At 34.2% G+C, this 25430-nt stretch carries 22 protein-coding genes, 5 pseudogenes and 1 other annotated feature; of the genes and pseudogenes, 9 read left to right on the plus strand and 18 right to left on the minus strand.

What is annotated here, in order from left to right; all coding sequences use genetic code 11:
• Positions 1-1082, plus strand: a 1082-nt coding sequence (locus BM350_RS19310) for an amidohydrolase family protein (protein WP_139207605.1), incomplete at its 5' end; no start/stop codon positions are given.
• Positions 1083-1248: 166 nt separating this feature from the next.
• Here BM350_RS19310 and BM350_RS27690 read toward each other — a convergent pair.
• Positions 1249-1329, minus strand: a pseudogene (locus tag BM350_RS27690) (IS6 family transposase); the annotation flags it as partial.
• Positions 1330-1523: 194 nt separating this feature from the next.
• On the opposite strand from BM350_RS27690, the pseudogene BM350_RS19315 reads away from it, so the two are divergent.
• Positions 1524-2613, plus strand: a pseudogene (locus tag BM350_RS19315) (low temperature requirement protein A).
• Between the two features lie 104 nt (positions 2614-2717).
• Here BM350_RS19315 and BM350_RS19320 read toward each other — a convergent pair.
• The 6 genes and pseudogenes from BM350_RS19320 to BM350_RS27045 form a co-directional block, all read right to left on the minus strand.
• Positions 2718-3148: pseudogene (locus BM350_RS19320) on the minus strand (IS6 family transposase); the annotation flags it as partial.
• 52 nt (positions 3149-3200) lie between these two features.
• Positions 3201-3508 (minus strand): annotated as a pseudogene (locus BM350_RS27695) (DDE-type integrase/transposase/recombinase); the annotation flags it as partial.
• Positions 3509-3566: 58 nt separating this feature from the next.
• A complete protein-coding gene (locus BM350_RS19335) occupies positions 3567-4445 on the minus strand; it encodes a LysR family transcriptional regulator (RefSeq protein WP_090913671.1) in 879 nt (292 codons plus the stop codon).
• A gap of 231 nt (positions 4446-4676) precedes the next feature.
• Positions 4677-5120, minus strand: coding sequence for a MarR family winged helix-turn-helix transcriptional regulator (locus BM350_RS19340; protein WP_090913669.1), 444 nt, complete (start codon positions 5118-5120; stop codon positions 4677-4679).
• A 506-nt stretch (positions 5121-5626) separates the two neighbouring features.
• A complete protein-coding gene (locus BM350_RS19345) occupies positions 5627-6817 on the minus strand; it encodes an MFS transporter (protein ID WP_090913667.1) in 1191 nt (396 codons plus the stop codon).
• Positions 6810-6953, minus strand: coding sequence for a hypothetical protein (locus BM350_RS27045; RefSeq protein WP_170857739.1), 144 nt, complete (start codon positions 6951-6953; stop codon positions 6810-6812). Before BM350_RS27045 ends, BM350_RS19345 begins: the two co-directional genes overlap by 8 nt.
• A 233-nt stretch (positions 6954-7186) precedes the next feature.
• Here BM350_RS27045 and BM350_RS19350 point away from each other — a divergent pair, with 233 nt between their 5' ends.
• Positions 7187-7765 carry a TetR/AcrR family transcriptional regulator gene (locus BM350_RS19350; RefSeq protein ID WP_170857743.1) on the plus strand — a complete coding sequence of 193 codons (579 nt, stop codon included), beginning with the start codon at positions 7187-7189 and terminating at the stop codon, positions 7763-7765.
• 267 nt (positions 7766-8032) lie between these two features.
• A pseudogene (locus BM350_RS26435) lies at positions 8033-8119 on the plus strand (recombinase family protein); the annotation flags it as partial.
• Positions 8120-8627: 508 nt separating this feature from the next.
• On the opposite strand, the gene BM350_RS19355 reads toward BM350_RS26435, so the two are convergent.
• From BM350_RS19355 to BM350_RS19370, 4 genes are all read right to left on the minus strand, one after another.
• Positions 8628-8966: a hypothetical protein gene (locus tag BM350_RS19355; protein WP_211482634.1), complete on the minus strand. Its 339-nt coding sequence runs from the start codon at positions 8964-8966 to the stop codon at positions 8628-8630.
• 284 nt (positions 8967-9250) lie between these two features.
• Positions 9251-9895: a hypothetical protein gene (locus BM350_RS19360; protein WP_090913664.1), complete on the minus strand. Its 645-nt coding sequence runs from the start codon at positions 9893-9895 to the stop codon at positions 9251-9253.
• Positions 9896-10261: 366 nt separating this feature from the next.
• Complete coding sequence (locus BM350_RS19365; protein ID WP_090913662.1) at positions 10262-12358, minus strand: chitobiase/beta-hexosaminidase C-terminal domain-containing protein; 2097 nt, start codon at positions 12356-12358, stop codon at positions 10262-10264.
• 355 nt (positions 12359-12713) lie between these two features.
• Positions 12714-13619, minus strand: a complete 906-nt coding sequence (locus tag BM350_RS19370) for a winged helix-turn-helix domain-containing protein (protein ID WP_090913660.1) — start codon at positions 13617-13619, stop codon at positions 12714-12716.
• Between the two features lie 178 nt (positions 13620-13797).
• Here BM350_RS19370 and BM350_RS19375 point away from each other — a divergent pair, with 178 nt between their 5' ends.
• The gene (locus tag BM350_RS19375; RefSeq protein WP_090913657.1) at positions 13798-15567 is read left to right on the plus strand and encodes a M3 family metallopeptidase; all 1770 of its coding nucleotides are present in this window, start codon (positions 13798-13800) and stop codon (positions 15565-15567) included.
• Positions 15568-15981: 414 nt separating this feature from the next.
• Here the strand turns inward: BM350_RS19375 and BM350_RS19380 are convergent, their stop codons facing one another.
• Positions 15982-16221, minus strand: coding sequence for a DUF3977 family protein (locus BM350_RS19380; protein WP_090913655.1), 240 nt, complete (start codon positions 16219-16221; stop codon positions 15982-15984).
• Between the two features lie 302 nt (positions 16222-16523).
• Here BM350_RS19380 and BM350_RS19385 point away from each other — a divergent pair, with 302 nt between their 5' ends.
• Positions 16524-17006 carry a hypothetical protein gene (locus BM350_RS19385; RefSeq protein ID WP_090913653.1) on the plus strand — a complete coding sequence of 161 codons (483 nt, stop codon included), beginning with the start codon at positions 16524-16526 and terminating at the stop codon, positions 17004-17006.
• Between the two features lie 511 nt (positions 17007-17517).
• Here the strand turns inward: BM350_RS19385 and BM350_RS19390 are convergent.
• From BM350_RS19390 to lysS, 4 genes are all read right to left on the minus strand, one after another.
• Entirely contained in the window at positions 17518-17712 is a 195-nt protein-coding gene (locus BM350_RS19390) for a hypothetical protein (RefSeq protein WP_244548046.1), read from the minus strand.
• A gap of 15 nt (positions 17713-17727) precedes the next feature.
• On the minus strand, positions 17728-18159 hold the full coding sequence (locus tag BM350_RS19395; RefSeq protein ID WP_090913651.1) for a hypothetical protein: 432 nt from the start codon (positions 18157-18159) through the stop codon (positions 17728-17730).
• Positions 18156-18362, minus strand: coding sequence for a helix-turn-helix transcriptional regulator (locus BM350_RS19400; protein ID WP_090913649.1), 207 nt, complete (start codon positions 18360-18362; stop codon positions 18156-18158). Before BM350_RS19400 ends, BM350_RS19395 begins: the two co-directional genes overlap by 4 nt.
• A gap of 229 nt (positions 18363-18591) precedes the next feature.
• Entirely contained in the window at positions 18592-20145 is a 1554-nt protein-coding gene (lysS, locus tag BM350_RS19405) for a lysine--tRNA ligase (protein ID WP_090913647.1), read from the minus strand.
• An 83-nt stretch (positions 20146-20228) separates the two neighbouring features.
• Positions 20229-20484: a binding site (T-box leader), on the minus strand.
• 284 nt (positions 20485-20768) lie between these two features.
• On the opposite strand from lysS, the gene BM350_RS19410 reads away from it, so the two are divergent.
• Positions 20769-21335 carry a PadR family transcriptional regulator gene (locus BM350_RS19410; RefSeq protein WP_090913645.1) on the plus strand — a complete coding sequence of 189 codons (567 nt, stop codon included), beginning with the start codon at positions 20769-20771 and terminating at the stop codon, positions 21333-21335.
• Positions 21332-22513: an MFS transporter gene (locus tag BM350_RS19415; RefSeq protein WP_244548047.1), complete on the plus strand. Its 1182-nt coding sequence runs from the start codon at positions 21332-21334 to the stop codon at positions 22511-22513. Before BM350_RS19410 ends, BM350_RS19415 begins: the two co-directional genes overlap by 4 nt.
• A gap of 501 nt (positions 22514-23014) precedes the next feature.
• Here the strand turns inward: BM350_RS19415 and BM350_RS19420 are convergent.
• Both BM350_RS19420 and BM350_RS19425 read right to left on the minus strand, forming a co-directional pair.
• The gene (locus tag BM350_RS19420) at positions 23015-23617 is read right to left on the minus strand and encodes a DUF6241 domain-containing protein (RefSeq protein ID WP_090913642.1); all 603 of its coding nucleotides are present in this window, start codon (positions 23615-23617) and stop codon (positions 23015-23017) included.
• Between the two features lie 201 nt (positions 23618-23818).
• The gene (locus tag BM350_RS19425) at positions 23819-24244 is read right to left on the minus strand and encodes a hypothetical protein (protein ID WP_090913640.1); all 426 of its coding nucleotides are present in this window, start codon (positions 24242-24244) and stop codon (positions 23819-23821) included.
• Positions 24245-24504: 260 nt separating this feature from the next.
• On the opposite strand from BM350_RS19425, the gene BM350_RS19430 reads away from it, so the two are divergent.
• Positions 24505-25179, plus strand: a complete 675-nt coding sequence (locus BM350_RS19430) for a recombinase family protein (RefSeq protein ID WP_090913638.1) — start codon at positions 24505-24507, stop codon at positions 25177-25179.
• Positions 25180-25430 lie beyond the last annotated feature (251 nt).

The following is a 25430-nucleotide window of genomic DNA, read 5'->3' on the forward strand; positions in this document are numbered from 1 at the left end:
ATCAATTAACTTTGCGTATTGCGTATAATCTATTTACGCAAAATCCAAATCATGAATATGAAGACTTTGCTTCATGGGCAAAAATTGTTTCTCCGGGTCAAGGAAATGATAAGTATAAAATGAATGGTGCCGGAGAAATGTTAGTATTCTCGGCAGCCGATTTTGAAAAATTTCAAATGCCGCGGCCCGAACTAGCTACGGTGATGGAAGCTGACTTAAAGAAAGTAATTTCTCTATTGGTGGAAAACCGTTGGCCATTCCGTTTACATGCAACTTATGACGAATCAATAACACGTTTCTTAAATGTTTTTGAGGAAGTCAACAGAGAAATTCCTTTTAATGGTCTACGCTGGTGGTTTGACCATGCAGAAACAATCTCAGATCGTAGTATGGAACGTGTTAAGGCTTTAAATGGCGGTATTGCCATCCAAGACCGCATGGCTTTCCAAGGTGAATACTTTGTTGATTTATACGGAAAGGAAGCTGCAAAACGTACTCCTCCGATTTATCGTATGCTAGACCTGGGTATACCTGTTGGCGCCGGTAGTGATGCAACCAGGGTTTCCAGCTATAACCCTTGGGTTGCTCTTTACTGGATGGTTGCCGGAAAAACCATTGGTGGTCTTTCGATATACGATGAAAAGAATAGACTTGACAGAAAAGTAGCCCTAGAACTATATTCCAAAGGAAGTGCGTGGTTCTCTGGTGATGAAGGTAAAAAGGGAACCCTTGCAGTAGGTCAGTTTGCTGATATTGCTGTATTGTCTGCTGACTACTTTACTGTGTCAGAAGAAGAAATCAAGGACCTTGAATCATTACTCACCATTATGGGCGGGCAGGTTGTTTATGGAAATGATGAATTTAAAAATTTATCACCTGAATTGCCGCCAGCATCACCTGACTGGGCACCGACGGGAGTTTATGGTTATGGTGGTGCCAACCTAGCCCACAATATACTTTCTCACGATGCTCATGATCACAAGTTACATAGTTGCAGTAACCCTCTCCATCAACATACTCATACCGTAATAAGAAAAGATGGAACTAAATGGGGTATTGGTTGTACTTGCTTTGCTTTCTAAGTCAGAACCACCGGTCTAATGCCGGTGGTTTTCTTTCTACAATAAGGGTTTGGGGCCGAGGACGGACCCAAATAGCAATGGTATTAAGATCATAATGGTAATATGGGTTTTGGTGCAAATAATATGTAGATCCGAAATAGCAGTGTATCCCTAACGGAATCTATTACTATGCGGTAAGACCGAAGAGTTGATTGATTAACTTGATTTGTTTTTTGACAGACTTCTCTCCTTGCAAAGTCTGTCCTTTTTATATCCACTATCTTAATCGCCTATTTTATACCAAGGGATGCAAATAAGAAACCTGAAGGATCTGTTTTCTCTTGTTTTATTAAAATTGGAGTAATATTTAATAAAAAAGACTTACCTATTTGCTATATTATTCCCTCTTCCAATCACCATATATTTCTAGTGTACTATTAACTATAAGGAGGGAGTGCAGAAATGGAAGAAAAGAAAGTGACGTGGTTAGAACTCTTTTATGATTTGTTATTTGTGGCGGGGGTGGCGGCGACTCATGTTTTACTTCATGTTGAAGATGGTCATATCCATGCAGAGTATTTAGTAAAGTTTGTCTTAATTTTTATTCCGATCTGGTGGGCTTGGGTAGGGCAAACCATCTTTGTTAACCGGTTTGGAAAGGATTTATTTCATCAACGAATCTTTTTGATCCTGCAAATGTTTTTTGTCCTAATAATGACATCAAGCTTATCAGCTGATTTTGATCCTTATTATCTTTCTTTTTTAATTGGCTATATTGGCTTAAGGGCCGTGACTGCAATCCAATATCTTGTTGTCCAGCGTATAGAAGAGGGAGCTCGAAAAAAAGCAGCACTCTTTTTAGGAAGATATTTTTGGATTGGAGTCGTTATTTCATTATTATCCGTCTTTTTTGATTCTTGGATTCGATATGCTGCGTTGTATTTGGGAATTCTTATCGATATTATTGTCCCACTGCTTGGAAGAAAGTGTTTAGAAAAGGTTCCGACAAATACAGCCCACTTGTTAGAGAGATTTGGTCTATTTTCCATTATTCTCTTTGGGGAAGCTCTTATAAGCACTCTTGTGGTCATTCAACCCAAACAAGGAAATTGGGATTCAATAAGCTTTGCGATCATTTCATTTATCCTCATTATTTCGATGTGGTGGCAATATTTCGATAACATGGAGAAGAAACTCGACAAGTCTAGACAAACTTCCGGTCAAATTATTATTTACGGTCATCTGTTTATTTTAATGTCTTTGAGTATGGTTGCAGCATCCATTAGACTATTATTTTTACATGAGGTCTATTATTCTTTTATCCTATATTTTGTTTTTGGTTCTGTATTGCTCTATTTCCTGTCAACTACAATTGTTTTTCATCAATACAGGTTTGAACAACACCGTTTGAAAATTTATCATTTATGCTTGTTTTTAGGGATTTTAGCAGTCTTTTTTGTTATTAATTTGATTGTAGTAGTACCAAATATTGTGATAATAGGACAATTAACCCCTATTTTTTATCATCTATGCTAAATTAACAACTACATAAATGGTTCTGGTGCAAAGATAAAATAAAAGAGAATATAGTTTATATATTTCTAGCTGAATTCTATTTTATGCTGTAAGCCCAAACAATCGATGGATGAATTTTTTCTAGTTTTGAACAGACTGATGCCGTAAATCCATCTGTTCTTTTTTAATCATATGCATAGCTTCCACTCCTGCAAGAATGGATGTAGCTGTGCCAAAAGACTTGGACCTTAACATAGAACGAACACGTTTCTTAATAAAACGATGATCTTGCTCTACTATGTTATTCAAGTACTTTTGTTGTCTAAGTTGCATACCATCAGGTATGCTTTTTCTTTTTTTAGCTGTTCAATTGCTATAGGATAAGCTGGATTCTTATCGACTGTTATAACACGAGGCTTTGAAACATGAAAAGACCGTAAAGCTTTCTTGAAAAAGCGCTTTGCAGCCTTCTGGTCTCTTATTTTGCTTAGGAAAAAATCGATTGTGTTTCCTCTCGAATCAACAGCACGATACAGGTACATCCATTGACCTTTTACTTTAATATATGTTTTAGCGACCCCGCCCCCCTAAAAGGGATTGTACTTTATGCTGAAACCCCAACAATTAATGGATGAATGCTTTCTGATTTTGAACAGACTGATCTCGTAAATTAATCTGTTCTTTTTTGATCATATGCATGACTGCTAATCTCAAAATAATAGATGTAGCCGTGTCAAAAGACTTGAACCTTAACATTGGAAGGGCTCAGCTCTTAATAGAATGAGGAACAGGTGCATATGAAAAGATACTTGGCTGATTTGATTTTTCCATTTTTCCTTAAATAAAAAGTCAATGGTATTCCCTTTTGAATCGACTACACCACACATATAAATCCACTGCCCTTTGACTTTAATATAGGCCTCATCCCAAGACTTATAGATTATTTTCAATTTTCCTGAAATTTTTACACTAGAATCATTATTGTTTCTATTATACTGATACTTTTTCAAGATCATTTAACTTCTGCATAAAGATACGTGCTGCAAAACTTAAAAATTTATCATCAAAGTGAATAAGATTAATATCTTGACTTGGTGTTGGATCAACAATACGAACTATGCTCAAGGAATCATTATTAACAAAATCAACCAGTGAGAGTGGTATTATGGCAACCCCATGTCCATTGCATACAAGACTCAATAGAGAAATAGAAGATTTTGTTTCTATATTTGCTACAGATAAAGATAACCCTAAATTTTCACAATATATCTTAATTGATTCACGACAACTGCTTGAAGTCATTATTCTACTCAGCCCTACTAATTCTCGAAAAGAAACAAATGATTTTTTATTCAAAGGATGATTTTTTGGAATCACAAGGACGAGCTCTTCGCTATACAAAAAAGTGCTTGTTAATGTGTCTGGAGTTTGAAAACTACGTGTGATCCCTATATCAATATTATTTTCAACGATTTGATTTACAGTAACTTCTGATTCTATGATTTTTACTAAGATGTTGGGATAATGTTGTTGAAATTGCATAATATAAGGTGTTAAATAGGTGAGGTCCTCTAATAACCCTCCTATAGTAATCACGCCTCTTTTCACACCCTTTAATTCAAAGATCTCATTATGAACCTCATCAAATAGCTGCATGATAAATTTACCTTTATCCAATAGTAACTTACCTGCTTCTGTAATTTTGATACCCCTTCCAACTCGATGAAATAAAGGTGTATCAATTTCACCTTCTAACACACGTATTTGTTGACTTAAAGTCGGCTGTGAAATACCTAGAACTTCCGCAGCTTTAGTAAAACTACCATTATTACAAACTTGAATAAAATACTCTAAATGACGTAGTTCCATTCTTAATACCCACCTTCCGCTTTATGAAAGATTCACACTTAAAAGAACACTATGTATGCGTTGGCATAACAACTATCTTTCTTTCTTATACTAATTGTAATCCCATGATTTCTTCATTTTGGAAACCAATAAATGTACTACATTTATTGGTTTCCCCCCTCCTGTTTATTTACTTTTCTTTAATTTATATTTAAGTAGGATATTACTAATTCGAGATATATGTTCAAAAATTTATAGTTCTTGCGCATAATAGCCTAATTTTTTCAACTGTTCGATCATCACTTTTTTCTCACCAGAGTCCAAACCACCAAATATTTGTCGAATCGCCTGTTTATGCTTAGGGAAAATAGTATCCATCAATTCAATACCTTCTGGAGTAATTGACGCATACGTGACACGGCGGTCTTTAGGACATGGTTTTCGTATTAATAACCTCTTCTTTTCCAACTTATCAACTACATACGTGATACTGCTACTTGCAAGTAATATTTTGTCTCCAATTTTTTGTATAGGCTGATCGCCTTTATTGTATAGTAACTCAAGAACTGCAAATTCAGTTGGATTAAGTCCATAACTTTTTATATCTTCTTCAATACGCTTTGTGATTGACTGTGCTGCTCGTGATAATATAACAAATAACTTTAAAGATAAATTCTCATTATTAATCAAACCCACAATTACCAATCCTTTACAAAATATCTCGAATTCAAGATTTATTATATGATTATCAAAATATTATGTCAATAATTCAGTTTAGTTCTATCAAACCACTTATAATTTATTTCTCAACATGAGACGTACGGAGGCGTAATAAAGTGAAACTTTAATCAGTGGGGGTTTTCTTCATCCCCCACTGATTATTAGTTGAACCAATCGGGCTTTTACGGGCAGTTTATCTCCCACCTAACTTCTTTGCTTTCGCCGAATTTTGAGGTGGGAGTATTACTGCCCGTTAATGCGGGATAAATCAATTGGTAATATATAGACATCTCAATTGCGTTATTTCTTTTAAAGAGAGTTTGTTTTCTGACACAAGCTCTTTTTTTATCATATCCTACATAGAATTCAGAAACATTTTACCTGGTGAGTTTTGTACCCTTACAGCGATAGAGACCAAAAATCTGGTTCTGGTGCAAAACCTCAAAACAATTGCAATTAATCTCTAAAGTTTGATTAAAGAACTATTTTTCTGTAGCAAAATAAAGCAGTGCTATGACCGGAAAAGCGATTCCCATCCATAATGCTACACTCCATCCACCTGAGGCGTATGCCCATCCTCCGATAGAGGATCCAATAGCACCACCCAAAAAGAAAATAGCCATGAATAACCCGTTTAATCGACTACGAATTTCTGGCTCCAAAGAAAAAATCAAACGTTGACTAAGCACAAGGTTTGCGGACACTCCCATGTCCAATAGAATAGCTGCAACTACTAGAACAGCTATTCCGACGGGCGAATTACTCCGAATCATGAGTGGTAGTAATAAAGAAGCGATGACAACAGCGAGAGCTATCCCAGTGGCAATTCGAGTCCATCCACGATCAGCTAGACGTCCTCCTACTGGCGCAGCTATCGCACCCGCAATCCCGACAAGTGCATATAGTGCTATAGCTTTCTGAGAAAAATGAAAAGTAGGGCTAGACAATAATAACGGAACAGTAGTCCAGAATAAGCTGAAAGTCCCGAATACACACGCATGATAAATCGCGCGACGGCGTAAGATCGGGGTAGTTCGCAGTAATTGCCACATTGAACCGAGTAAAGCGGTATAATTTGTGTTTGCCATTGGCCTCCTAGTAGGAAGTACTTTTAATAATATGATCGCTAAGGGAACAATTACTGCCGCAGACAAGGCAAATATTGCATTCCATCCCCAGATGTCAGCTACTAGGCTTGATATCGGACGAGAAAGCATGATACCAAGTAACAGACCACTCATGACATTGCCAACAACGCGGCCACGTGTAGCTTCTGACGCAAGGTATGATGCAAAAGGTACGAGCACTTGTGCTGCGACCGATCCCAACCCGATGAAGAATGAAGTCACTAAGAACAGTATTCCGTGTTTCACAAATACTATGGCAGTCAGGGCGACTGCACTTAGAAGTAACGATATAACTACCAGCTTTCGGTTTTCAACAATATCTCCTAAAGGTACAAGAAATAGTAAACCGACAACATATCCAATCTGGGTTAGCGTTACAATCAACCCAGCACTACTAGTAGAAAGCCCAATTGCAGAGCTAATTAACCCAACCAAGGGCTGTGCATAGTAAAGATTAGCTACAATGATACCACATGCAGTTGCGAGAAGTATGGTTAACCCTGCTGAAATATCTTTATCAATTGTTTGATTTTTTAAATTAGACATAGTTAACTCCTCCTATACCATTATCCCGAAGTTCTTGAATTATCTTGACAAATGTTGCAGCGGCATCAGTGGCCATTGTACTAAATTGAGTCTGAACTGCATCCCACTCTTCTTTCAAGACTTTCAATTGTGCCATCTCTTTCTTCTCCTTTTCCATGTATTTTTAGTAATAAGTTCTTGTGGAGTCTTAGGCTTAGTTGCATCAGTTAACATTGCAAGATTTCTTAACAATTAAATACTAAACGTTTAGTTCATTAATTAAAACAAATAATATACTAAACGTTCAGTTTTGTAAATGGGTTATTTTATTTTTTATTCAAATTAAGTATACTAAACGTATAGTTTATATTTTTGGAAGGAATGATTAATGTGCAAAGTAAAAGAGGTCGGCCGCGTAATGTCGAAACGCATAAGTCTATCCTTTCCGCATCCTATGAGTTATTGCTGGAAAAGGGCTTTAAAGCGGTCACGGTCGATAAAATTGCAGATCGTGCTAAGGTTAGCAAGGCCACGATTTATAAATGGTGGCCTAACAAGGCAGCCGTGGTAATGGATGGTTTTCTTTCTGTTGCCGCTGCCAAATTACCTGTGCCTGATACGGGCTCGGCATTGAATGATATTCTAATTCACGCCACGAGTTTAGCCAGTTTTTTGACAAGTCGGGAAGGGACCATTATTACAGAGTTAATAGGCGAAGGGCAGTTTGATTCAAAATTGGCGAAGGAATATCGTACCCGATATTTTCAGCCCCGTCGACTCCAAGCTAAGCATCTTCTGGAGAAGGGAATTCAGAGAGGAGAATTGAAAGAAACTCTCGATATTGAATTAAGCATCGATCTCATTTACGGGCCGATTTTCTATCGTTTGCTCGTAACTGGCGAAAAGTTGGATGATTCCTATGTGCATCATTTAGTGATGAGCGCATTTGAAGGAATCCGATTGACCTGAATAACATTCGAACAAAAATTTATTTACCACGAAATTGCCGATTCTCCACTCTCCTGATATAATGCGTCATGACCTTTCATCGCTTTAATATCGCTGAGCGATATCGACCACCGGAGAATCGAAGAGCACTTTTTGAATCTATACCTGACTGATAAACTGGGTTTCCAACCATATTAATGGATTGGATGGTGTGTGAATTTAGAGAGTATTGAAGAGCATTATACGGATACAAATTTATCTTAAGTTGATGGGCATGGGACGGTACCCCTATTAGAAAATCACTCTTATAAGCAAGTTGAGGAGATAACAGGAATTAGCGAGGGCACATTGATTCGAGCGAAAAGAAAAGCGTAGATATAAATAATGTATGTTATTGTATCCCTTGTATGTTAGGAAGAACAGTTGATGAAAAAAGAAAAACACAAAATCATATTTCATGAGAATATATACACTAAGGGACCCAGAGTACCAAATCCATTAAAGTTGAGTCTTAGCGAACAATAAGAGATGAAATGAAGGTACTTGAAATCAAAGAAATTGATATTTTTCAGATACGTGTATAACTAAGTCATAGTCATACATCATTTACCAGTAAGTTTTTGTAATTAACTCTGCATAGGATAAAGAAAAAACACAAAGAATCTAGTTTTATTAAAAATCAAGAGAATAGTTAGAATCATATTCATCAATACATTTTTATTTAATGTCACTCATTATAAAGCATAAAAAAGATGGATAGATGAACAATATAAAAATCTGTTCAATCTATCCTTTTTTGTACTACAAATGAGCTATTTACCACAACAAAGAACTTGTATTTTGTTGTACTAAAGCACTCATTAGCTTGATAAGAAGCTTTCTTTTATTGATATTTAAATGGGAAGTTCTTTATTAATTCATTGAATTTATTTTCCCATTGTAAAAAATCTGAAATAGGCAATTCCCCCCAAAACTGTAGTCCTGACATTTCAAATGAAACTGATATAAAGTATGTATCTCCTTTTTCCTCATCACCAAACCAGCAGGGAGAAGTGGTTTGATTTCCCATATAAGATGGCAATATTTCATACACCTTCCCTAAAGCTTCATACGTTTTATTATTAAATTTATCTTCATCAATCATATAGACTCTTTCAAACTCTATTATGTCGTTAACAACAACATAACTGTTATTATAATAATGTTCGTCTTCTACAACCATATCCGCAAAATATACCCTCCTTTGATTAACTTATACAAGTTTTTTTCCCTCCATATTCCACCACATGTGTCACAAATTTCTTTAGCAAATATATTAATACCTGTGTAAACGTATGAAAAAGGACGAATAAGATTGTCTGTGTCCAAATGATGGGGGCTAATCCGGTAGCATTTCGACCATACAGAGTAAATCTTTTACTTTTAACATCGAGATTTACTTCTCGCTACATGTTAAATTGTTTTGCTATATAATCACCATTTTTATTGTCACCAGTCTATTTAGGATTAACAATTATGCGTAACTTCTAGCTCATTATTGGCATATATTGTTCCGTAAGTAGCACAAAGTAACATACCACCACAAACCTCGCTACTCACTTGAAAGTTAATGTTATCTTCATATGTATCTATGCTATCAGCTCTAATTGTATCTACAAGTTTTTTAAAATCAAGAACTGGTAAATATTTCGCTATAATTTCATAGCTTGATAAATTATCTTCATTATTATATGCGTTATATTCCTGAATTTCTTTATAAATCGGACTTGGACTATACGGATCATGTTTCAATTGTCCATTTTCATCTTCGAACTTTTTTATTTCTTCTTTCACTATATAATCTGGATAATCTTCACTGCCTTCATCTTCATCACAAAATTCCCAAAATGGATATTCTATATCACATAAGTGCGTTATAATCCACATTAGAAATTGCTCATTTATAAAACCCGCATTTACTTCTAACTCCTTGAATCTATTACCATAATATTTTGTAACTTTGTCTATCTTCTCTTCTTGGGACATATCATCCGTCGCCCCTGTTATATCGCATCCATCTAAATTTATAAAAATGCTATTGAACTTACCTAAAACACCTAAATCAACGGTTTCACTCCAATAGGCTTCACCATCTCTATCGATTTTTATCATAATATCCTCCATTCTGCTGCTATCGCCTCAAACTCACGTTTCCAATTAGCTTTCTTTCTTCGTACTCTCTTACAATATCTGTACGTGATTTGCCATTCACATAAAGCTGAACCATCTGCCGTTTGAACTCATCTGTAAATGCTCGATGCTCACGTTTGCCCATAACGTTCTCTAATGATTTGTTTTTCTAGAACTTAATAACTGTCCAATCCAGTGTAGCCTATTCAAATCAACCATATCAAGTCTTTGCATCCTGCCAGAAGGAAAAAAAGCTTATAGATATAGAGCCAATAGGGCCTTGTCTATAAGCTTTTTTACTTTATCTAACCAAAATAAACATCACTTTTTAAACAGGAATCATTCTACTTATTTTACAAGAGTTTGGACTAAAACAGGGTCGTGGTCGCTTGCACGGCCATGCTTTTCCATAAATCCTGAATTAATATGGACAATGTCCACCTGCGTATTCGCCGCCATATTATTTGATACAAGAATATGATCAAGCACCTGTGCATTTCCCTGATAGTTCTTGGTATAACGCTCTTCTGCTGGAATCTTCTCAATCATATTGGTTAATACATTTCCTTTTAATGCTTTTAAAGGCTCGGAGAACTCAAAATCATTAAAATCCCCTAATAAAACAATATTGGCATCTTCCTTCTTTGAATGAATATCCTTCACAAAGCTATTGACGACATTAGCCATTTTTATTCGCTGCTCTTCACTATGAAATACCGGAGGCTGTATTTTTCCAAATAACGGATAGTCTCCAAGCTTTGAGTTAAAATGGTTAGCAACTACAATAACGTCTTTCTCATTAAATTTGAACTGTGCTGCTAATGGTTTTCGACTTGAACAGAAGGCTGGATTGATTGGGTCGATGCGGCCAGGATTTAGAGTCAGCTTATTGTTTTGAAAGTGGACTGCTTGTGTCGCTGTTCCTTTTGTGCCTTTTATAAGTGATACACGATCCGGATTATACATAAATCCTACACGAATATTTCCTCCAGGCTCACCACCATCCGCTTTGTCTTCTGGTGCAATATCAGTATAAGTGTAACTAGGTCCACCTAGAGACTTAATTTTAGTAATCAATACTGCTGCACTCTTGTTTGCATCAGTCGTGCCGCTGTCTGTTGGTCCATCATTATCCTGTACTTCCATCAGTCCGATAATGTCCGGTTGTTTCATGTTCTTTACAATTGCTTCTGCTAGTCTTGTGACTTTTGTATCATCCGTTTGAGTTGAAAAATTTTCTATATTATAAGAAGCAATGGTTAATTTTTTTCGATTAGGAGTGATAGTCGTTGTTTCGCGTTCATTTGAACCTTGTACAAGCTTTGGTAATTCTTCTCTTTTACTCAGTACTTTAAAGTTACTGTAGCTATAGCTAATAACCCCTTTTATCGACCCTTCAAAGCGATCGCCCATTTTAGTTATAAAGCTTTTGTCATTAATATCGATGAAGATTCTTTCGGGGTTAAAGTCATTTTCAGATATACGCAGACCCCCCGCCTTTGTATTTGTATTCATTGTTCCCGGAATAACAACAATTTCACCGGAATTCTGTGGCGCAACAATTTTTGCATTTTCTATTTGGACAAGCATCCCCTCTAAGCTCTCATAGAAGTCAATTCCATCTTCCTCAGGATCAAAAACAGAAAAGCTGTCATTATCGATTACCTCTGCAGGCGGGATACGGTCTTTACCGATAACAACCGGTGCTGGGAGCTTCTGATTGCTTGCGGTAACTTGAATGGAGCTTGCATTAATTTCTGTTACAGGCAGGTCGGTTTTAAGTTTATCCTCGTAGCCCTCTAATACCCATTCCTTAACTTGGCCGCTGACTTTTACGACATCTCCAACTTTTACTCCATGAGGCATTTTATAAACTAATATACCTTCAGCTGTTTTATCATTTTTATCAGGCGTTAATTCCTGCATATAGAAGTTATTGTTATTTGCTACAAAGTTTACGATCCCAACAATATTTGTTACATTTTGCCCCTGATACGGAGAGTAATGCCCCTCCCCCTGAATGTCATGAATGCTGATAACATTCTTTTTAATGGTGTAATGAAAAGAAGCTATCTCACTATTCTCTAGGCCCGTTTTTACAGCGATGGCTTTAATTTGTACTGCCTCTTTTATAGTTATTGGACCGGTATATTTTGTACTTGATTCCGTTGGAGTACTGCCATCAGTTGTATAATAGATGGTGGTATTAGGAGCCTCAGTTGATAATGTCACTTCCGTCCCGGGTTTCACTGTTCCTGGAGCAGGAGAGGCTTTTATATCCTGAACCCTTTCCCTCGTTAAGATTCCGCTATTATTAGCAATGGTATCTGTAACCGAAATAATTTGTGCCGCATTCGAAACGTTTGAATTAGATAGAGTAAAAAAACCAAAGGTCATTACCAGAATGAGTAACAAGCTGAATGTTTTTTTTCGTTGTTTTTCCATCTTCTTTTATCTCTCCTAATACTATTTTTCATGTTAATCATTACTTTTGGATTAATTATTAAGAATATGCTCTATTCTTTTATCTCACCTTAATCCTGGTTTACAATTCCCTATTAAGTGTCTGTTTATCCTCTTCTCACTCTGGAATTTTCTGTACTTATCTTATTTAGGAGTACTTTATTTCCCCTCTAATACTATTACAAGTTATATTCTCCTTACTTTTAACTTAATGCATGAAATACACCTGTTTTTCAGAAAAAAATAACCTCTTACGGATATCACATCCGAAGAGGTTATTTTTTAATTAAACTTTATTTCAAATCTACATATTTAGCACTTGGTTTCACAGACAATACTATACATCAGCATATTGAATAAAATCTATCATTTTCTCCTTTAGTTCAGAAACAAATTCTGTACGTGTACTGAGATAAAATTGATTATTACTAGATAGATGTACACGTATAAGGTTTGCTGATCGCAATATCATCAGGTGATGATGGAGGTTTCCTTTAGCTCCGCCTATATAATTTAATATATCCGTAAATTTATATTTATTTCTTGAAAGGAGCTGAAGTATATCTAAACGTTTTTGATCTGCAAGGGCTTTTGAAATGTTAAATATTTTTTCTCTTGGTTCTTCAAAACTTACAGGATACCACACAAACATTTTTTCTTTAAAAATACTAAAAGTATGGAGCGGACAAAAGTGAAGAGAAGGAATTAGAACAACATGCTTAATTGTTGGAATTTCTATTTTAAGGCCAGTCGCAAACTCTTCTACCAACTCTTCTGGTGAATATGTTTCGGCTTTTTCACTAAATTTTGAAGCCTCATTAATTATTTCTTTCTCTGTATTCTCAAATTTAAAGTACTGGTTATACCACTCCGACAGGAAATAAAAATAATTTTTTTTTTGATTTTCTAGATTAAGTAAAAGGTGAGAATCTTCTTTTTTTAAGTGTGGTGCTAGTAATTCATACAATGTGGTTATTGATACTTTCTGGAACCAATTTAAAAATGAATGAATATCACCTTTTTGAGGACACCCTTCAATTATTAAGCATAGCACATCCCCAAACGATACATCTTCAAATTGTTCAAGTTTACTTTTATATTGGTCAGTTAGTTTAGCGTTAACTTTTTCAATCCAACTAGTACCTTTATACAAATATTTTAGATTTTTCCTTCTTTTATATAATAAAAAACTTAAAAGTAATTCATAAACTATTGAATCATCCACTGCTACACGATATGACATTACTTACCTCCCTCTCCTATTAGGATATTAATTATAGAATATCAAAATATGCAACATTCGAACAAGAATAATCATTCTAAATTTATTTTCATTTTTATATTTTTCTGATAATATTGAACTTGTAATTTAGTTCTTAATTTGAAGAACTAATACGATAATACTATTGGAGGTTGTATTTATGAATCAAATTCCTCATAATCCTACACGCTGGGACTTACAAAGATTATATCCAAATGAATGTGATCAAACTTTATCTAATGAATTAAACGAAATTAAAATTTTAATTCATTATTTAAAAGAAGAGACTTATTCAAAATTTAACAGTGAAAGTTTTATTGATAAAAAAATGCTGCAGAGCTTCTCCGATGTCCGCAGCAGGCTTGAAAAAGCAGAATACTATTGTTACTGTCTTACTTCTGAATCAAAAGATCATTCTATTCCTACTTCATTGCATAACAAAATAACTTCCCTCAAAGATGAAGCTCATTCTTTATTGTCAGATTGGCAAAAATATATAAGCAAACTTCCTGCTGAAACCCAAAAGGAATGGTATAGCCTTCCTTTTATGCAACCCTTTATTTCTGATTTATCTACTAACATTTATACTGGTATTGAAGAACAAATTATAAATTTTACAAGAAATGAATTAAATCATTGGAAAGATATGTACACTCAGCTTAAAAATAAATTAGAGATTGAATTTATTTCTGATGATAATAAAAAAGTAGTTTCTTTTAGTGAAGTGAATGATTTAGCTATGAATCATGATGACCCTATCAAAAGAATGAAAGCGTTTGAGCTTCTAACAAGTAAATTGGATAAGGAAAAGGATCTTTTTGGTGCCGTTTTTAATAACTTTGCACGATTACGGTTGTCTCAAAACTGCGCCCTACAAAAAGACGATATATTATCAGATTCTCTTCATTTGAATGGAATTTCTCAAAAATCACTCTTTACAATGTGGGAGACAATAGATAAGAATTTTAAAAATTTAACTCGTTTTCTAGACTTTAAAAAGAATAATGTGGAAAAGTTAACATGGCATCAATTAATGACTTCTCAACAAAATAAACAAAGAAAAATGTCTTTTTCAAAAGCTGTAGAAGAAATATTCAATTCATTTAAAATTATTGATGATGAAATTGCTCACTTTGCACTTCATGTAATAACAGATGGTTGGGTAGATGCAGAACCAAGAACGAATAAACCTCCTGGAGGTTTTTGTGCGCCCTTTCTAAGTGAGGGAGAATCTAGAATTTCTTTACGATATAACGGAACTATAGAAAGTGCAAGGATACTAGCACATGAAATAGGACATGCATGGCATTTTAAACAGTTAAAAGATGCTCCCTCTCTTTCTTTTTTAGAAGAACATTTTCCAATGAGTATCGCAGAGTGTTCATCTATTTTATTTGAATTAATTTTTGTGGATCATTTAATTACCGTTACGAGTGATTTGGAAGTTAAACAATCTTTGCTTAACTATAAAATACAAAGTAGCTTAAATTATTTAATGGCAGTTCGAGGATCATTTATATTTGAACAACTTTTCTATGAAGAAAGTAAAGATGGTCCATTAAGTTCCATTCAAATAGAGGAGTTATCAATCGAATCTCAGAAAAGAGCCTATGGTGATAGCTTAGAACAGTATCAACCTTTTGTTTGGATAAAATATGGGCATTTTTATGAACCTAACATTCCTTTTTATAATTATCCTTATACTTTTGGCTATCTATTAAGTTTAGGTCTGTTAGCCATTGCAAAACAGGATGGTAGTGAATTTAATTCGAAATATAAAAGGTTCTTAAGTGAAACTGGAAAAAGGCCAGTTGAAGAATTAGTATACCATTACTTTAATATTGATCTTTCTAATCCAAAATTTTGGCAGCAATCTATTAATCAAATTATTAAGGATATAGAAGAATATATTCATCTTTCAAATAGTTAACTTAATCCAGTTCATTTCAAAGGTAGAATAATTTTTTCGTACCCAAGATAGTAAATTTTCAAGTTCCATAAACGGTCGTTTATGGAACTTGATTTATTTCTACTCAAACAGAGCCAAATACTATTCAAATCTAGAAACCCCTAGGACCTGCTAACCAGTTTATTGCTAAATTGTTTTTTGTCTTCCTTTGTTTTTAAATATAAGTAAAATCCATAATCAGTCATAACGGAAGCATATTTCCATTCTTAAACCCTCACATACTAACAAATCAAATTCTGTTTTATGTAGTACTCCCCTCATAGATAGTTTTCTCATTTTAATTTATTTTTTACTATTTTCCCCAACAACAACATTGATTCTTCCTCATTTGGAATGTGAAGCAAATTATTTTTAATAAAATCTCTCGCTCTCTACTTATCTCCTACTTACAATCCCAAAAATAAATTTGAATTCATTACGGTTCTTTTTTATTTTCTTAAAACCTTCTTTTGTATCTATAATGAAACAAGTTTCCCTTACCCAACATCTCATATATGCCGATTCAAAATGAATTGGCTTCACAATACCACGCTGCTCCGTCTCAGTTCCGTCATCATATTCTATTTCTGTCCTAACAAGCCACTTATTTCCGATTCCAAATTCAATATATTTCAATTGTAATTCTCCTTATCAAAATACTTATCAGTTTCCACATTAACATAATTATATTATGTTAACTTCTGTTTCTTATATTGATTTTCTCTTTTGGCCATACTATTTGTTCTATGAATGGAATATAGAATCCTTCTTTTATTGCTCATTAACAAACCATAGTCATTCCATTTGGGACACTGACTATCATCAAAACTAGCAAAGCATTGTCATAAGAAGCATTTTATGAAAAGATATAAATGACCAAAAATACAGAATAATCATTTTTTAAAGTTAACTTCAAATATTTTAAGGAGGTAAAAATTATGCAGCACTCTATCACTGAAGACATACTAAAAGACCTTGAAAATAAAGGAATTATTGAACCTTTCGGCTACTATAAAAGCCTAAATGGCGGAAGCAGCAGTACAGTTGGCGTTATTACATATGACGATACTCCCTTATATGTAGTGAAAATGAACAAGCCTAATGTCTTACAAGCTGAATCACTGTTTTTGAATCGCTACCGAGACCAGCATTTATTTCCGCAACTCATGTATATGGATCCTAATGACAACTACATAGTTTATAAATATATGACCGGTTCAACGAATAATCGCAAAAGTAATAAACGTACTGTACTAACTTTCCTTTCATCACATATAATAAACTCTTATCATCCAATGTGTGATGAAAACAAATGGGGATGGGTAGATGCGCCAGAATCAACATGGGGATTATTTCTACATACTCGCATTACCGAAGCTTACGAAACCATTCAATCCCACTTAAATACTGAAGATCATTAACTCATTCGGAACATCGTAACGAATCGGCTGAAAAGAAATAAGAATGATACACCTTATCTAATACACGGGGACTTTGGTTTTCATAATTTCCTTTTTAGCGATGAACAATTAGTTGGTGTTATTGATCCTACTCCAATTGCAGGGCCTCCCATTTACGACCTTGTATATGCATTTTGTTCAACGCCAAACAATTTAGAATTGCATGTTATCCAACCAGCTGTTTCTCTTCTAAACAATTGGCAGCCTCAAAATGAAATAGATTTATATGAGGAAATATTACTAGGTTTATATTGTCGCATCGCTACTTCCATTCGACATCATCCAGAGGATTTACCACGATACATTGTAGCGTGGAATAGATGGAAGGTTGATACTGGTTTGAAATAAAGTCAAATATTAATTGAACGTGCATTTACTGTAAATAAAAGGAATCCATTTTGAAAAAAGGTTCAAAATGGATTCCTTATTAAAGCATCTGACATTTTAGAATACGCTATCTTCAAATGCTTCCTTAATTTTTACTTTGTTGATAACATTGTTTACACAAAATTTCTTTCGCATGTTTTACTAATACTTTATCTAACACCCCAACTGGCATTAACGATTTAGTTGGTAGATTCAACCGAGCAACAAATTCTTCTCCTTCAATAATTTCCTTAGAACAAATATAACAAACTAGCTTTTTTTCTTTAAAAAATGACAACAATTATATCACTACCTTCTACTCATCTTCTAACTCCTGTACTTGCTTCACTCTTAATTTATACGCATAAACAATTGGTATAAAACCACAGATAAATATAATAGCTCCTATTAATAAACCATCTCCCCAGCCAAAGTTGAGTGTAATTGAAGTAAGATAAGCAAAAACTGCCACAATAACAGTTAATACGACCATGCCAATAATAAATGATTTCTTAGGGTCTTTTATTTCTTTTTCATGTTCTACACCGATACTCATCGATAAATAACCAGCTACAACAGTGGTTAACATAAATACCATCCAAAGAGGATTCTCACGCATCCTCTCCATTCCCCCTTGAATAAAATCGTAGCCAAGAATACATAAAACCCCCATTGTTTGGACAATATAAGCGATTTTAATATTTTGTAAATTTCTTAAAACGAGTCTTTCATCTGTAATTTTTTTCATTCAAAATCCTCCTGATCCACCCAAAATATTTCATCTAATGTTGCATTTACGGCATAGCAAATTTGTAAACATAACTTTAATGACGGATTATATTTCCCTTTTTCAATCAGGCTAACCGTTTGTCTTGTAATACCGACCGCATCAGCAAGCTGTTGTTGTGTCAAATCAACTTTTACGCGAGCAACCTTTACATGATTTTTCATATAACACCCTCCACTTAAAATGTAATATATATATTCCTTTATGTAAAGTATAATTTACATAAAAATAACAGTTCCTCCGTATCTCAAGGTAGGAGGAACTATCATTTTGAAAGGTATCTTCAATTTATAAAATTTCTTTCAAAAAAATAAGAAATAATTTTTAACAAACATTATAAAATAAAAAATATTGTTTATGGATACAACCTTATCTATTCACATGCTATTTTTATTAAAAATCTAACAAAGAAACCATTCGCTCAATCCCTACTGCCTGAATGAATAGCGGCAATCGCGGACCAACTGAACTATTCAAAACAAGCATATATACCATATGAAATAATAATTTTTGATTGGCTCTCATGATTTTCTTATCCTCATCATGACAAATTGCATATATTTTCTCCATTAATTGATCTATCTGCTGACTATTACGAAGTATGTCACAAAATTCTTTTAACCACTTTTTCTGAATCTCATCTAATGTTTCATAGTATTCGATATCTTTCTTATCATTTATACGAATCATTTTTTGTGGATTCCAATTTTTAATCCAATATTCTACCCGATCGCTTATTTTCTTAATATCTGTTACGGTATATTCCTCATCTGTTTTACTAAGCACACTTTGTAATGCCTGCACATGAAAGTTTACTAATGGTAAGACACCTGCTACTTGGTTAAATTTCGGAAACACTTCATTTTCACCATTAACTTTTGATAATTCAAGTGAAGAACATATATCTTTATCTTGTAACGTTCCATTTCGGTAATTCTCTTGAAACCTTTCATATTCAGAATAATTTCTAATCACATCTTCATCTAGACCAATGTTAAAAGATGCATTTGGTTTATACTTCGAAAACATAAAGAGGATAATTTCAGGCAAATATATATTTAGTAGTTCGTTTGGCGTTATAATATTTCCAGCTGAGCTAGACATTTTTTTATGATCGCCTTTTATTCCTATAAATTCATAAGCTACATAACTAGGAGCTTCATAGTTAAAAATCCTCCTGGCGATTTCTTTTGATACGTTATAACTCCCTGTTTCTGATGAGTGATCTCTTCCTCCAGGTTCGAAAATGACATCTTCAACCATCCATCTCATTGGCCAATCTATTTTCCAATTCAGTTTCATATTATTTGCACTCATCACTGATAATATTGAATGGTTTCCACAACTACAAACATATTCAATCGTTTTATTTTCTTCATCAAACTTTTTTATTTCTGTATGATCTTTTCCACAATTCTCACAATATAGTGCAATTGGGTAGAAAGCATTTTTCTCTTCTTCTGAAATATCACTCGTCTTAAATTTCATGACTATATCATATATTTCTTTTCTTTGTTGTAATGCATGAAGAATGTGCTTGTTATATCTACCAGTTCTATATTCCTTACTCTGATATAGAAACTCCACTTCAATCCCAAAGGCTGCTAGAGACTTTTCAAATTCTTTTTCAAAGTGTTCTGCATACGACGTATGACACCCAAAAGGATCCGGAATATCTGAATACGGCAAACCAATATATTTTTCAAAAGATGGATCAACATTTTTAGGAACTTTTCTAAAACGATCATAATCGTCCCAAGAGAAAATAAAACGTGTTTTCTTCCCTAAGTCTTGTAGCGCTTTTATTACAAAATGTGTTGTTACAATCTCTCGAAAGTTCCCTATATGAACTGATCCCGAAGGACTAATTCCTGACGCGCACACAAAAGTATCTTTATTTGGATACGTATTAATTAATTCATTTGCTATTTTATATGCCCAGTGCATACCATCACCTCTTCATAAAATCATTTCAATTCTTTTTTGCCTTTTTCCCAAATAAAAAAACTCCCACCCCCAAGATTATAAATCTTGAGGACGAGAGTTATGCTCATCGTGGTACCACCTCAGTTTATTGATATGTCACCATATCAACCTCTTCGGGTACGGCAAATTGCGTATACCCTATCTCTATAACGGGAGAACCCGTCGCATTACCCCTAATCATCTTAGTTCCATACGAAGCTCCAAGTCTTTTTTCATTAAGAACGCTATCCCCCCTTCTCAGCTACCGGAGTTCTCTGTCACATAACATTTCTTAATTACTCTTCTCTTCATCGCTGCTAATATTTTCAATTTTTTAATTGCATTAATAATAATCAGAAAAATAATTATTGTCAATCATTTCTTCTGATTATTATTTGTATCAGGTTGCACCGCTTCACTAGTAGTGCACTTAAGTTAAACATTGAACTACCCCCACCTACCGTTTCGTGCTTGAGGTGGCGGTCTTCTCGCCAGATATGATAAATTACGTACCAAATCTTGACAAAACAGAAATTATTCAATAAGCTTACATTAATACTAAACGTTTAGTATTAAATGTTTTCTATCTTAACGGAGGGATAATGATGACAAGATTAATGGTACTTGGTTTATTAATGCAGTATGGCCCTATGTCTGGCTACGAATTACAGCAAGCCATGCAATCTGCGCAAACTGATACATGGGCAGGTGTTTTCCCTGCTTCTATTTACCACGCTTTAAAAAAAATGGACAAAGAAGGGTTAGTAGAACTAGATACTGTTGAAAAAACAGGAAATCGTTCCAAAGCAATATATAGTATCACACCAGCTGGAAAAGAAGAATTTCACAGGTTAATGATTGAATCTTTTCAGCAATCTTCGGTAATTTTTCCAACTCATCTATATACAGCACTAACTTTTTTCACAGCTGATGCAGTTTCTATCGAGAAAATTACAGTTGCTTTGCGAGAACAAAAAAAAGAAATTATAAACATGTTCGAAAATATGAAAGCAGGACAATCGATTAAAGAGAAAATGATTGACGTTCCTGAGCATGTAACTCTTATCTTTGAAAATATTTATGAACAATGTGAGATGCAGCTTCGTTTTATCGAAAAGCTAGAAAAGAAGTTATCTATATTAGAAGAAAAGACCAGAAAGGAGGAAAAATGATGGAATCTCAAGTAAAAATGTCTCGACTGCAAAAAGCTGCTTTATGGGTTGTAGCAGTAGCTGTCTTTACTGACATGCTTATTTATGGAATGATCGTGCCGATCATTCCAAGCTACGCAAAAACACTTGGGGCCACGCAAGCTGAGATTGGCTTTTTATTCGGCAGCTATGCCATTACGTTACTTCTCGCAACCCCAATTTTAGGAGTGCTCTCTGATAAAGTAGGAAGAAGACTCCCTATGATTCTAGGTTTATTTGGATTAGCAGCTGCAACTATATTATTTGGATTTGCGAACAGTTTTTGGTTATTGATTGTAGCACGAATGCTACAAGGTATATCTGCAGCTGCAACATGGACAGCTGGGTTAGCCCTTCTTGCAGATGTATTCCCTCTGCAAGAACGCGGGAAAGCAATGGGGATCGCTCTATCCGGCCAAGCAATTGGGATGCTTTTAGGACCAACTATCGGCGGCTTTCTTTACCAATGGGGCGGCTATCACTTACCATTTATATTCGCAGCAGCAATCGCACTTATTGATGGGATATTACGAATCACATTGCTTCATGATGAACCGAAACAAGATACAGAGCAACGCGTTTCTTATCGTTCCATCTTAAAGATGCACTCTTTATTTATGATTATCGGAATTATTATAATTGGAGCTGCCTTGCCTAGCGCTTTAGAACCGACTCTTCCTTTATATTTACATAATGTTTTACACGTAAGTTCAGGAACAATTGGACTTTTATTTGCTGTTCCTACTCTCGCCTATGGGTTTACTGCTCCAGTAATTGGGACACTGTCAAATAAGCTTGGCAGAAATCAAACAATGATTATTGGACTTATTATTGCTGCTCTATGTTTTCCATTCGTAACACTCGTTCCTAATATGATCACTGAAATATTTGTTCTTGCTGTGCTAGGAATTAGCTTCAGTTTCTTACTAGCACCCGCCCTGCCAGAACTGACATACCTCGCAGACAAAAATGGAATTCGTGCATACGGTACACTCTTTGCTATCTATAACACAGCATACTCTATTGGCATGTTCTGCGGTCCAACCTTAAGCGGCAGCCTATCAGATTTATTCGGATTAACAAATGCATTGTACACTTTTAGTCTTATTCTTCTATGTTATCTTGGTCTGTTTTTTTTGAAAATCAAAAAACAAACGTGACTATCCTATAACGTATTTTTAAAAGATTTAACGTTAGATTAAAAATGTAGCCAAGATATTATCTTTTCTTCTTTGTTCATTCTAGTATATTTAAGTGTCATTTTGAGTGTACTACGATTCAGTATTTCTTATAACATGGCTACATCTTTTGTTTGCTTCTCGGGATCCTGCCACATCACCATCAAGCTAAAGGAACGAGTTATCCCCAAACAATAAATACGAGCAAAATGCAAAAAATTTTCGTTCTGGGGGTGGTATGAGAGTTTAAGTTGATGGGCATGGGGTGGGACCCCATCGCCATCAACTTAAGAAATTGATTGTTCCCCAAAACGAAAAAAATGAGCCAAATTCTTATAAATAGCTGTAAAAAGGTAAAATTCTCGTTATGGGGGTGTCTTAAAATCTTAGCTTGATGGGCATGTGGTGCTACCCCAAAAGGAAATACCGTAATACGGAGTTAAAACATTTTACTTCCTAGTGGAGTGAAATTTGGTTTCATTTCTACAACTTTCCCTGTTTCCACTCTTTATTATGAATATCTAATCCTTCTTGACCAAAGAAATGGAGAATAAACTCTTTTTCATCGCTATCAGTTTTTTGGGCTAGGTTAGATCCCTCCGCACTTTGCTTTTTTCCAAAACGTAAATAAAGAATTTCTCTATAGTCTTCAACTGCAGATTCGAAATTTCCATCGTACCATTTGTTCAGAATAGATTCATATTTTGGTCTTTCATCATTATTGATAACATTTAAGTTGTTTTTTAAGTATTGAATGTTTTCTTTGGTCATTTGAAATCGACCTACATTACGGGTACCAGGAATATGAAGATTATTCCCATTGAATGTGAGTTTTTGGAAAGACATATGTATCATCATGTCATTTATAGTTTGCTCGTTTTGGATTTCTCCAATAGACTGAGCTGCTTTAGATAAATCATCATTGCTAACTACATAACTATCTTTTTGTTGCTTTTGAATGGTTTGAACTTTAGGTTTTTCCTGAACTTTTTCTTCTACTTTTTTATTATTATATGTTAGAGTGATGTACGTTCCTACTGATAAAGTTACTAAAACAATTACACTATAAGTAATTTTCTTTTTCATAATAAATCCTCCTGCGAATATCTTTAAAAACTGATTTCTTACTCTAATGTGATGAAGGGCCGCTAATCCTAATCAGATTAACTAAATCTTCTTCGAATTCTTTCACTAAAGATTTAGGATAATTTATTAAACTTTAGTAATTTTTAGGCGGGTATTTAGTCCGTATTAATTCGTGAGAGACACTTCTCTAATATTCCCTTATTATGAATATATAATATTACTTATTTCATCTGCTAAACGATAATCAATTTTCAACTGAAAGCCAAAAATCCTTAAAATTTCTTCACTGTGTTTTTTCATTTTTTCATCTTGGAATAAATTATTTTCAAATTGCCATGCATGACGAATCTCATGATACAGATTACCAATTAAATTAATGACTTCTGTAGGATTCCTTTTTAAGTCTTGAAAAAGGAATAAAAAAATTTTAATTTTGCCCTCTTCACAAATAGTTAAGCCCGCCGTTTCTATTTCACCATTTAATATTTGTTCATAATGCTCTCTCTTTAAATTAGGCTTATTATCACGCTCTCTTTGAAGTTTTTCTCGGGTCTCATAAAAGTATATAGTGAAATTAAAAGACATATATTCTTCACCTAATAGCGCAATACATTTTTTTATTTTCATTTCTAAACTCTTATTTAATTGTCGTATATTTACCTCACAACCATTCCTTTCCAATTATTCTGATTATAACAAATAGTGTTCTGTTATGCTTTTTTATGTACAAATATTTCTTGAGACTTACCTGTTTGTAAAGGTATACCTTTATAAACGATTAAAGAGCATCTATGAAACATTGAAATATCAAGTTTGTAAAGGTGAAAAAATCATTTTATAAACGTTTATTTTCGGTTAACACCTTTATAGACAAAAGTGGTATAATTGTGATAACAAATGTAAGGAGAATATCAAACATGGCGAATATTTATGGATATATACGTGTAAGTACAAAAGATCAAAATGAACAACGCCAATTACATAAGATGATGGAACGGGGGGTGGAAGCTCGACGTATTTTTGTCGATAAAGCAAGTGGCAGACATTTTGATCGTCCTCAGTATCAACTACTACGAAAAGTATTAAGTACAGGTGATATTGTTTACATAGATGCTTTAGATCGTATGGGACGTAACTATGATGAAGTAATTTCGGAGTGGAAATACATAACAAGGGAATTACAAGCTGATATTGTTGTTTTAGAAAACGAAACTTTGTTTGATAGTCGTAAATTTCGTGATATGGGTGATATGGGAAGATTAATGGAAGACCAATTTTTATCTTTGCTTTCATATGTTGCAGATCAAGAACGTAAGAAAATTCATCAGAGACAGGCTGAGGGGATTGCGGTAGCTAAATCACAAGGTAAACATTTAGGTCGTCCTCAGTTTAACCTTTCAACACTAAACCAAAAGCAATTACTTATAATAGAAGAAACATATCCAAAATGGAAAAACAAAGAAATAACTGGAATTCAATTTATGAAACTGTTAGAACTGAAGAAAAACACTTTTTATAAGATACTGAAAGAGTATGAAGAAAACAAATTACAAACTAAATAAAGAAAATGAGCCGAATATTCCTTAGAGTAGGAAATTCGGCTCATTTTATGTCGAAATTTGCTTAGCGTATATTTTCGTTAAAATGTGGGCGGTACCCCATGTCCATCAAGCTAATATTTTAGAGTATCCCCAAAACGAAAATTGTATCTCTTCATAGTTGTTCATGAAAATCCAGTTCATTTTTTTCATTTTGTGGAACAATTAGTCTCTTAAGTTGATTGGCATGTATGGTGACCCCATTTACTAAATAT

The organism is Bacillus sp. 103mf (genome assembly GCF_900116295.1).
GTDB lineage: Bacteria > Bacillota > Bacilli > Bacillales > Bacillaceae_G > Bacillus_A > Bacillus_A bruguierae.

Coding starts and splice junctions, on each gene's coding strand:
- BM350_RS19335 (WP_090913671.1), bottom strand. CDS start 4,445: ATGGAACTACGTCATTTAGAGTATTTTATTCAAGTTTGTAATAATGGT.
- BM350_RS19345 (WP_090913667.1), bottom strand. CDS start 6,817: ATGTCTAATTTAAAAAATCAAACAATTGATAAAGATATTTCAGCAGGG.
- BM350_RS27045 (WP_170857739.1), bottom strand. CDS start 6,953: ATGGCACAATTGAAAGTCTTGAAAGAAGAGTGGGATGCAGTTCAGACT.
- BM350_RS19355 (WP_211482634.1), bottom strand. CDS start 8,966: ATGGTTGTAGAAGACGAACATTATTATAATAACAGTTATGTTGTTGTT.
- BM350_RS19360 (WP_090913664.1), bottom strand. CDS start 9,895: ATGATAAAAATCGATAGAGATGGTGAAGCCTATTGGAGTGAAACCGTT.
- BM350_RS19365 (WP_090913662.1), bottom strand. CDS start 12,358: ATGGAAAAACAACGAAAAAAAACATTCAGCTTGTTACTCATTCTGGTA.
- BM350_RS19370 (WP_090913660.1), bottom strand. CDS start 13,619: ATGTCATATCGTGTAGCAGTGGATGATTCAATAGTTTATGAATTACTT.
- BM350_RS19375 (WP_090913657.1), top strand. CDS start 13,798: ATGAATCAAATTCCTCATAATCCTACACGCTGGGACTTACAAAGATTA.
- BM350_RS19385 (WP_090913653.1), top strand. CDS start 16,524: ATGCAGCACTCTATCACTGAAGACATACTAAAAGACCTTGAAAATAAA.
- BM350_RS19395 (WP_090913651.1), bottom strand. CDS start 18,159: ATGAAAAAAATTACAGATGAAAGACTCGTTTTAAGAAATTTACAAAAT.
- BM350_RS19400 (WP_090913649.1), bottom strand. CDS start 18,362: ATGAAAAATCATGTAAAGGTTGCTCGCGTAAAAGTTGATTTGACACAA.
- lysS (WP_090913647.1), bottom strand. CDS start 20,145: ATGCACTGGGCATATAAAATAGCAAATGAATTAATTAATACGTATCCA.
- BM350_RS19410 (WP_090913645.1), top strand. CDS start 20,769: ATGACAAGATTAATGGTACTTGGTTTATTAATGCAGTATGGCCCTATG.
- BM350_RS19415 (WP_244548047.1), top strand. CDS start 21,332: ATGATGGAATCTCAAGTAAAAATGTCTCGACTGCAAAAAGCTGCTTTA.
- BM350_RS19420 (WP_090913642.1), bottom strand. CDS start 23,617: ATGAAAAAGAAAATTACTTATAGTGTAATTGTTTTAGTAACTTTATCA.
- BM350_RS19425 (WP_090913640.1), bottom strand. CDS start 24,244: ATGAAAATAAAAAAATGTATTGCGCTATTAGGTGAAGAATATATGTCT.